8 protein-coding genes are annotated in these 8,334 nt (G+C 64.3%); 3 read left to right on the plus strand and 5 right to left on the minus strand.

Annotated elements, in window-relative coordinates; translation table 11 throughout:
- Positions 1 to 441: 441 nt before the first annotated feature.
- Positions 442 to 912: a hypothetical protein gene (locus ACREE8_RS10850; protein WP_431573007.1), complete on the minus strand. Its 471-nt coding sequence runs from the start codon at positions 910 to 912 to the stop codon at positions 442 to 444.
- A gap of 117 nt (positions 913 to 1,029) precedes the next feature.
- On the opposite strand from ACREE8_RS10850, the gene ACREE8_RS10855 reads away from it, so the two are divergent.
- Positions 1,030 to 2,211: a hypothetical protein gene (locus ACREE8_RS10855; RefSeq protein ID WP_431573008.1), complete on the plus strand. Its 1,182-nt coding sequence runs from the start codon at positions 1,030 to 1,032 to the stop codon at positions 2,209 to 2,211.
- Between the two features lie 23 nt (positions 2,212 to 2,234).
- On the opposite strand, the gene ACREE8_RS10860 is transcribed toward ACREE8_RS10855, so the two are convergent.
- Positions 2,235 to 3,092 carry a glycosyl hydrolase 108 family protein gene (locus tag ACREE8_RS10860; RefSeq protein WP_431573009.1) on the minus strand — a complete coding sequence of 286 codons (858 nt, stop codon included), beginning with the start codon at positions 3,090 to 3,092 and terminating at the stop codon, positions 2,235 to 2,237.
- A gap of 93 nt (positions 3,093 to 3,185) precedes the next feature.
- Positions 3,186 to 3,566 (minus strand): methylglyoxal synthase, encoded by a 381-nt coding sequence (locus ACREE8_RS10865; protein WP_431573010.1) that lies wholly within the window; start codon positions 3,564 to 3,566, stop codon positions 3,186 to 3,188.
- A 213-nt stretch (positions 3,567 to 3,779) separates the two neighbouring features.
- On the opposite strand from ACREE8_RS10865, the gene meaB reads away from it, so the two are divergent.
- Positions 3,780 to 4,697, plus strand: a complete 918-nt coding sequence (gene meaB / locus ACREE8_RS10870; RefSeq protein WP_431573014.1) for a methylmalonyl Co-A mutase-associated GTPase MeaB — start codon at positions 3,780 to 3,782, stop codon at positions 4,695 to 4,697.
- An 81-nt stretch (positions 4,698 to 4,778) separates the two neighbouring features.
- Positions 4,779 to 6,071: a hemolysin family protein gene (locus tag ACREE8_RS10875; RefSeq protein ID WP_431573011.1), complete on the plus strand. Its 1,293-nt coding sequence runs from the start codon at positions 4,779 to 4,781 to the stop codon at positions 6,069 to 6,071.
- Positions 6,072 to 6,264: 193 nt separating this feature from the next.
- Here the strand turns inward: ACREE8_RS10875 and ACREE8_RS10880 are convergent, their stop codons facing one another.
- Both ACREE8_RS10880 and ACREE8_RS10885 read right to left on the minus strand, forming a co-directional pair.
- The gene (locus tag ACREE8_RS10880) at positions 6,265 to 6,753 is read right to left on the minus strand and encodes a hypothetical protein (RefSeq protein ID WP_431573012.1); all 489 of its coding nucleotides are present in this window, start codon (positions 6,751 to 6,753) and stop codon (positions 6,265 to 6,267) included.
- The gene (locus ACREE8_RS10885; RefSeq protein ID WP_431573013.1) at positions 6,750 to 7,835 is read right to left on the minus strand and encodes a P1 family peptidase; all 1,086 of its coding nucleotides are present in this window, start codon (positions 7,833 to 7,835) and stop codon (positions 6,750 to 6,752) included. The genes ACREE8_RS10880 and ACREE8_RS10885 overlap by 4 nt, the downstream gene beginning before the upstream one ends.
- Positions 7,836 to 8,334: the final 499 nt, after the last annotated feature.

Genomic DNA, 8,334 nt, shown 5'->3' on the forward strand with positions numbered 1-8,334 from the left:
GGCCAGGGCGATCGAGGTGCCCGAATAAGGGTATTCGCTCTCGGTGGTGCCGTGGCGGCGTGCATCCTGCGTGATTGCCGTCGTTTTCCGACTCTTTGCTGAGGCGGCTTCCTTTCAGCCGATCCGGCCAACATTGCGTTCTCAATCGGGACTCGAGCGCGATGAACGCTGAGCTTCCAGTGTCGCGATGCGCGAGCGATTGACCACCCCGTTATCCTCCGGATTCTCGGTCCACGGATTCACCACGGGGTCACGCTCCTTTGCCGATAACGCCTTCAATTGGGGCGCAATTCATGGTAGAATTACGCTCTAACCGGGAGTTGTATCTATGCAACATGCCATTTCGTCCGCCCTTCGATCTTGGAGCCGGTCGCCCTGGGTGAAGCGCGACCTTGTGTCGACGATTTGCGGTGCCAGCTTGTTTGCATTCCCGTCTATCTCTTATGCGGATGAAGGGCGCGCCGCGCCAAAGCCTGTGACCTTCACGCTCCCGCCGATCGCTTCGGAAGTGATGTGGTCTCGGTCGAGCGCTGAGATTGCCTGTGTCGACCTGTTGCCGGATGGCCGGATGGCCGGATCGCCGTTCTCGGCGGGAAGCCTCGGGGACCGGACGGGTACCTTCGGCTTATCGACCTGAAGACCGGGCAGGAAACCTATTACTACGTGCCGGATAGCGATGGATTCGGGGTGGGCGGCCGCGGATGGGCCGATATAGACCAGCGCCAGCCGCAGCAGCGCCTTCACATCGACATCGTGCGGCATGGGCATCAGCGGATCGGGAAAGAAGAACAGTGCGTCGATCTTGACCTCGGCGATAAGCGCGCCGATTTGCCGGTCGCCGCCCCAGGGTCCGCTCTTCACCGGAAGGGGCACGGCGTCCCGATCGTCATGGCCGGTGAGCGAATTCGCCATCAATCGGACACAATCCATGGTAGAATATTTTGGTAACCTGGGGTTGCACCGATGCGCCGCTTTCCTTCCCCTATCTCCCGAACCTGGACCAGTTCGCTTCGGAGAACTCTGGCCACGATGTTGTTGAGCATCTTGGTCTGCTTCGGGATTGCCGCCCCCAAGGTCGGGGCGGCTGACGACACCGACATCATCGCGCCCATTCGGATCACCCTCCCGATGCCGGATATCCCGGGCGGGGTGGATCTCCGGCTAGGGCTCACCGACAGTGTCACGATGCTGCCGGATGGCCGGATCGCCGTGATCGGCTATACCTTCGCGTCGAGCCGCGTCTATGTCCGGATCTACGATCCGAGAACAGGCGCCGATGAAATCCGTTATGCGCCCCTGTCTTCCGACTTCGAGCTTGCCAACAGACTCAATAGCCCGGTGGCGGCCATAGGCGATACGCTCTTCATCTACGGATCGAGAGTGACGCTCTTACGGGCGGGGCCGCGAAGCAGCGTTGCCGACCCCGTCGCCATTCATGAGGAGGACAGCCCCGAGCACTCGAATCCGGCCGATCCCGATGCGAATGTGAATTCCTTGCGGGCCGTCGGATCCATCATCGAGGATCGGGACTCTGTTCTGGTCGGTTGGTGGGAAGATGTTTCGACCAATCCGGATGCAGACGACAGATGTGGCGTCGGGGCCACGGTCGCGCGCGTATCTTCGGACGGGAGGCTGGTCTGGCGATGGCAGGATCCCAGGGGCGGCTTTGGCTTCCCCAACGAGATGGCCGTGCTCGCAAGCGGGACCATTATCGTACAGATCGATGGCGGCGGTGCACGGGAGGACATGGGGACGATCATGAACCCCTGCGTCAATGGATCGGAGTCTGTCGTGGCCCTGACGCCCGATGGCAACGAGATCGCGCGGCTCGATCTGCCCTGGGGCACGGCCGTCGGGCCTCTCAGTCTCAGCGCCGACGGAAATGAAGCTTTGGCGACGGCGCGTTTCGACGATGGGCCGGACGCGATCTTGCGCATCAGTCTCGATGACAACAAGATTACGCTGCGCCGCGTCGATCTCTCCAAGCAAATTCTCGATAGCCGGTATTCCGGGAGCATCGTGACGACATTGAGGCGGGGCGGTTACCGCATTCTGACTGACATCCCCAGCGAATTGATTTTAGATGAACAAGCGAATGTGAGCGACGGAAGGGTCTTAAATACCGTAATGGGGAGGGGTTGCTCTGTGCAGGGAGATCGAGCCGTGATCTGCTGGGCGGGCGATGAAGTTACGTTCCTTCCGCTTCACTGATCTGGGCTCACTGTTCGCAAGCGCTATCTGGCGGCATAATTCTTCGGCCGGAAGGATTCGATGCGCGTATCCCAGCCGTTGTGGAAGTATTTATATCTCGGCAGCGTCTTGACATAGGCGAGCCGGCGGTTGACCAAAGCCTCTTGCAACTCTCGACTAAAACCAAGCGCGTCTAACCAATTGACAAGATCGATCGCCGGACCGAAATAGTTGGTCGATGGGCCATTCGGCAATGTCGCATACGGCATCTCGCCGAGATCATGTTTCTTCATGACATCGTCGATCGCGGGGTAGATGATTTTCTTCATGCCGTAGGGGCTGGTCATGAAGCGCATGTCGAGGAATTGAAGCGCGGTGCCATCATCCTTGATTTGATCGAGCTTGTAAGTGTCCCAATTGAGGTCTTTGTGGAGTGCTCGAGCCTGCTCCAATGTCAGATCTTTGACGTCTGTCGGAATACCGGGCACGCTGGGTAATCGCTTGGGCTCGAATTCTTTCCGTAGAGCGGGGTCGCGTCGCTGCTGCCGTTTATCAAAACGTTCCCTCTGATTTGCGAACCAGCCATCGAGCGTTTCTTGCGTAATTCCGAAATTGGTTCTCCGGCCGCGATCCTTCGGGTTATCGACGAAACCACCTTCGTGCGGCATGATCACATCGAGGAAATCTTCAACTCGCGGCCGCCAGCGGGGAGTGCCGTCCGGTCCGTAAATCACCTCGGCGGGCGCCGCGGCCGAACGGCCGCTGGCGGCGCTATGCTCTGTCTCCGGTATCTGGGCGATTTGCTCGGAAGCTTCTTTACGCAGCTGCTCGGCGATCTGATCGGCAAGCTGCCTCGGGCCGTCGACGGTGAAGCGCAACGAGGGTGTGCCGCGAGGGGACATCGGGCAGTCTCCATGATTTGAAGGGATACCCGATCATACGCTATTTGCGTATTTTTTTGTCAAGAACTAAGCGTAAACCTGCCGCTAGCCTGCTCAGTTCCCCAGCAGCCCCGCCTTGACCAGAAGATCCGCCGTCGACGGATTGCAGGCGCAGGGGATGTCATAGACCAGCGCCAGCCGCAGCAGCGCCTTCACATCGACGTCATGCGGCATGGGCGTCAGCGGATCGGGAAAGAAGATCAGCGCGTCGATCCTGCCCTCGGCGATCATGGCGCCGATCTGCTGGTCGCCGCCCCAGGGTCCGCTCTTCACGGTCTGGATTTTGATGTCGGCGGCGGCTTCCGCGACGATCCGGCCCGTGGTCGCGGTCGAGATGATGGTGTGACGCCGCAGCACCTGGTGGTTGCGGGCGACCCAGTCCGCCATGTCGGCTTTCTTCTGATCATGCGCCACCAGCGCCAGGGTCAGGCTCATCGGTTGCTCCTCGACATCGCTTCTCACGGGGGCCGACCCATCTTCGCCTTGTTCCGGCCGCGCGTCACGAGATTGCAAGCCGAATGGGGCATCCTCATGATGCCGGAAGAAACCGGTCCGGGCGCCGGACGGGCGCGCTATAATGGCCCCGAACCTGGTCCTGGCGCCGTTTCGGCAGCGCCCCGGCCACCGGCAACAGACGGAATTCCCATCCTGCCTTCGCTCGACGAACTTCGCGGCTCCAAGGCTGCCCTGGCCCGGGCGTTGGCGGCGCTCGAACATTCGCCCCAGGCGCCCGACAACCTGGCCTTGCTCGACGCCGCCTATGTGGCGCCGACGGCCCAGGTGATCGGCCTAACCGGCCCGCCCGGCGTGGGCAAATCGACGCTCGCCGGTGCCCTCATCCGCGCCTATCGCGGCCAGGGCAAACGTGTCGGCGTGATCGCGGTCGATCCGTCCTCGCGCCGGTCGGGCGGCGCCTTGCTCGGCGACCGTACGCGGCTGCAGACCGATCCCACGGACGAGGGTGTCTTCGTGCGCTCGATGGCGGCGCGCGACCGTCTCGGCGGCCTCGCCGACATGACGCTCTCGGCCATGGTGCTGATGCGGGCGCTCTACGATGTGCTGCTGATCGAGACCGTCGGCGTCGGCCAGTCCGAGACCGATGTGGCTGAAGCCGCCGACAGCGTCCTCTTCTGCGTGCAGCCGGGCTCGGGCGACAGCCTGCAATTCATGAAGGCCGGCATCGTCGAGATTCCCGATCTCGTGGCCGTCACCAAATCCGACATGGGTACCACCGCGATCCGCGCGCGTGCCGATGTGAAGGGCGCGCTCGGGCTGGCGGCCGAGGAGCATGAAGGCTGGACGGTTCCGGTGCTGCTCGTCGCCGCGACGACCGGCGACGGGATCGAAACGCTGACGGCCGAGCTCGCGCGTCATTGGCATTGGTTGGGCGAGGCGGGGCGTCTCGTGGCGCGTCGCCGGGCCCAGGCGCGGCATTGGCTCGAGGCGGGCCTGCGGGATCGGTTCGGGCGCGAAGGGCTGGCGCGGGCCGGCCGTCTCGAGCTGCCGGAAGGGCGCTCGCCCTTCCGCGAGGCCGCCGAGATCGCGAAGCGGCTGGCGAAACTCTAGAATTTACGCAAATCCCGTCGGGGCGCCCGGTTCGGCCGGGCTCCGCTATGATGGGCGGTTCATCGGGTGGGGAGGTTTGAATTGGTTTTCGTCGAGGTGCTGATCGTTCTGGCCCTCATCGCGCTCAACGGCGTGCTGGCGCTCTCCGAGCTCGCCATCGTCTCGGCCCGCCGGGCGCGGCTCAAGGCCATGGCGGCCAAGGGCAATCGCGGCGCGTCGGCGGCCCTGCTGCTGGCGAAGAATCCCGGCCGCTTCCTCTCCTCGGTGCAGATCGGCATCACGCTGGTCGGCATTCTCGCCGGCGCCTTCAGCGGCGCCACCCTCGCCATGCGCCTGGCCGTCTATCTCACCGGCCTCGGGCTCGGCTATGAGCTGGCGGACACCGTCTCCTTCACCCTCGTGGTGGCGGTCACGACCTATCTCTCGCTGATCCTGGGCGAGCTGGTGCCCAAGCAGATCGCGCTGCGCGATGCCGAAGCGGTGGCGGTGCGCGTGGCGCGGCCGATGATGTGGGTGGCGCGCATCGCGAGCCCGCTGGTCTCGCTGCTCGATCTCTCCTCGCAAGTGATGCTGCGGCTGTTCGGCCAGAGCGGCGAGCCCGAGCAGAAAGTGACGGAAGAGGAGATCAACACGCTGGTCGCCGAGGCGGCCTCGACGGGCGTGGTCGAGCCCGCGGAGCATGCCATGATCGCGAGCGTGATGCGGCTGGGCGACCGTCCTGTGCGCGCCGTCATGACCCATCGGCGCGACGTGCATTGGCTCGATCTCGATGCCGACGAGGCGGCCAAGCGCGCGACCCTGCTGCTCGCGCATCATTCGCGCCTGCCGGTCGCTCATGGCAATGTCGACGAGGTGATCGGCGTCATCGATCTCAAGGAAGTGCTCGACGCGCTCCTCAACAACCGGCCGATCGACTGGAACGGGCTGGTGCGCAAGGCGCCGGTCGTACATGAGAACATCGCGGCGCTCGACGCGATCGAGATCTTCAAGAGCTCGAAGGCGCATTTGGCGCTGGTGGTCGACGAGTACGGGACCTTCGAGGGCGTGGTCTCGACCGGCGACATCCTCGCCTCGATCGCCGGCCAGTTCCATGACGGCGGCGACGATCTGGCACCGGGCGCCACCCCGCGCGGCGACGGGAGCTGGCTGGTCGATGGCGCCATGCCGGTGGACGAGATGGCGGCCCTCCTCGGCGTGACCCTGCCGGCCCAGCGCGACTACGACACCGCCGCCGGCCTGGTGCTGAACGAGCTGCGCCGCCTGCCGAAAACCGGCGAGAGCTTCACCGCCTGCCGCTGGCGTTTCGAGGTGATGGACCTCGACGGCCGGCGCATCGACAAGATCCTGATGACGAAGCTGCCGTCGGAGGAGTAGAGCGGACGCGCCCACTTATCATGCCGGCGAAGGCCGGCATCCATGAACACGGACCGTGACCATTTTTGTGAGATGGGTGTTCATGTTGGGGTGGACGGCCCCCGACGGCATCGATGTGCCAGATTGAGGCTGTCATAGTCTCAATCGAGGGATCCCGGCCTTCGCCGGGATGACGATCGCCTACTGGCGATCGTCACTTCGGAAACAGATCCACATAATCCGCCGCCACGTCGCAGGGGTTGTCGATCGCCTGCAGGCGCCAATACTTCTTGCCGGTCTTCATGAGGAAGTCGGCCTCGACCTCGCGGCGGCAGGGGTTGCCGTCGTTGATGTAGCTGACGCGGGTCTCGATCCAGCCCTTGAAATGGAAGGTCCGGAGCCCGATGGCGAGAATATCGCCGTCGATCTCGAGCCAGTCGCCGGCGCTATCGCCCTTGCCGTCCTGGCGGCCGCTCAGATGCAGCGTGCCGTCGCGGTCCTCGACCTGGGCCTTGCCCATGGCGTTGAAGCTGCCATCGCCGATCCATTGCAGCGAGAGCCAGAGCGGCCCCAGCAGTTTGGTCTTCGCGGTCTGGCTGTCGACCTGGGTTGCCGCGACCGCCGATCCGGCGAGACCGGCCGCAGCCAGCGCGAGCAGGAGCAGCAGGCCCGCGATCGCGCGTCGGCCAAACCTGCGCTTCATCGCGGCGCCCCGATCGTGCCGGGCGGACGGTAGCGGCGCATCACCTCCAGCAGCTTGTCATGCGGCAGCGCATAGACGATGCGATCCTTGTATCCGACCATGGTCTCGGCCGCGATCAGCGCATTGAGGATCGCCTCCTCGGTTGCTTCCGCCGCTGCCTCGAACAGCAGCGTCATCTCGTCGGGGCCGACGGCCCGCAGCTCGCTCACCTTGTGATCGGGGCGCACCGTGTTGGCGGTCGAGAAGGCGAGGAAGATGTCGCCCGAGCCGTTGGCGCCGATGCCGCCGACCCAGGCGAGGCCGGTGGTGGCGCGCCGCGCCAGGCGCTGACACTGGATCGGGATCAGCGGCGCATCGGTCGCGAGGATGACGATGATCGAGCTCTTCGGCTCGACGAACCGCTCGCTCGGCACGATCTCGGTGGTGATCTCACGCCCCACCGGCACGCCATTGACGCGCAGCAGATGGCGGCGTCCATAATTCGACTGCACCAGCGCCCCCACCGTGTAGCGGCTGCCGGCCGTGTCCACGGCGCGCGAGGCGGTGCCGATGCCGCCCTTGAACTCATGCGTGATCATGCCGGTGCCGCCGCCGACGCAGCCCTCGGCGACAGGGCCGCTCCTGGCGTTGGCGAGTGCTTCGAAGGCCATCGCCTGGGTCACGGAGAGGGACTCCACGTCGGAAAGCCATCCATCCCAGGTCTCGGCCGTCACCGGCAGATGGAAGGGCTGCTCGATCTTGTTCTCGACCGCATAGGCGCAGATCGCATCGCGCACCACGCCGACCGACAGCGTGTTGGTGATGCAGAGCGGCGCGCCGATCAGACCCTGCTCGGCAATCCAGGGCAGGCCCGTCATCTCGCCATTGCCGTTGAAGCTGTGGAAGCCGGCGAAGCACCAATCCTGCCAGATGCCGTCGCGCGGCCAGATCGCGGTGACGCCGGTGCGCACCACGCGCGGGGAATCGCTGATCAGGGTCGAATGGCCGACCCGCACGCCCTCGACATCGGTGATGGCATTGAGCGGTCCCGGATCGAGCCGGCCGGTGACGATACCAAGGTCGCGCAGTCGGGGGCGGGCCATGCAGAGCTCCTTGAAGCGATAGGGGCGAACGCCTCAGAAGCTAGCGCAGATTCGCGACAGGTGCATGGTGGGGAAGATCGAAGAAGACGGAGCGGGCCCTCGCCAGCGATCTCGCTAACTGTCCCCTCCCCCTTCACAGGCTGTGTGAAAACTCCCGTCACTCCGGTTTCAGCGCAACAATGATTCGTGGATTGGCGCATTGCCGCAACAATGATTCATGCAGCACGCTCTAATGATTCGCTTATTGCGCATCAGCGGTGCTCGCGGGAGTTTTCACACAGCCTGTTCAAGGGGAGGGTGAGGGAGGGGGCCGACTCCATTGACCGTAGAGTCATCCCCCTTCCCAACCTTCCCCCGCAAGCGGGGGAAGGGATGGTTCTTTTTAAGCCTGCGTCTCCGGCAGCTTCACCCAGTCGGGCTTCTTCGCCGTCAGCGTCGCCTCGCCGGCGCGCAAGGTCGGCGCCGGCGCGCCCTCCACATGCTCGAGGCGCAGCAGCGC

Origin of the sequence: Hypericibacter sp. (genome assembly GCF_050729195.1) — a bacterium.
GTDB lineage: Bacteria > Pseudomonadota > Alphaproteobacteria > Dongiales > Dongiaceae > Hypericibacter.

Excerpts from the sequence above, each read along its gene's own strand:
- ACREE8_RS10850 (WP_431573007.1), bottom strand. The coding sequence starts at position 912 with ATGGCGAATTCGCTCACCGGCCATGACGATCGGGACGCCGTGCCCCTT.
- ACREE8_RS10855 (WP_431573008.1), top strand. The coding sequence starts at position 1,030 with ATGTTGTTGAGCATCTTGGTCTGCTTCGGGATTGCCGCCCCCAAGGTC.
- ACREE8_RS10860 (WP_431573009.1), bottom strand. The coding sequence starts at position 3,092 with ATGTCCCCTCGCGGCACACCCTCGTTGCGCTTCACCGTCGACGGCCCG.
- ACREE8_RS10865 (WP_431573010.1), bottom strand. The coding sequence starts at position 3,566 with ATGAGCCTGACCCTGGCGCTGGTGGCGCATGATCAGAAGAAAGCCGAC.
- ACREE8_RS10880 (WP_431573012.1), bottom strand. The coding sequence starts at position 6,753 with ATGAAGCGCAGGTTTGGCCGACGCGCGATCGCGGGCCTGCTGCTCCTG.
- ACREE8_RS10885 (WP_431573013.1), bottom strand. The coding sequence starts at position 7,835 with ATGGCCCGCCCCCGACTGCGCGACCTTGGTATCGTCACCGGCCGGCTC.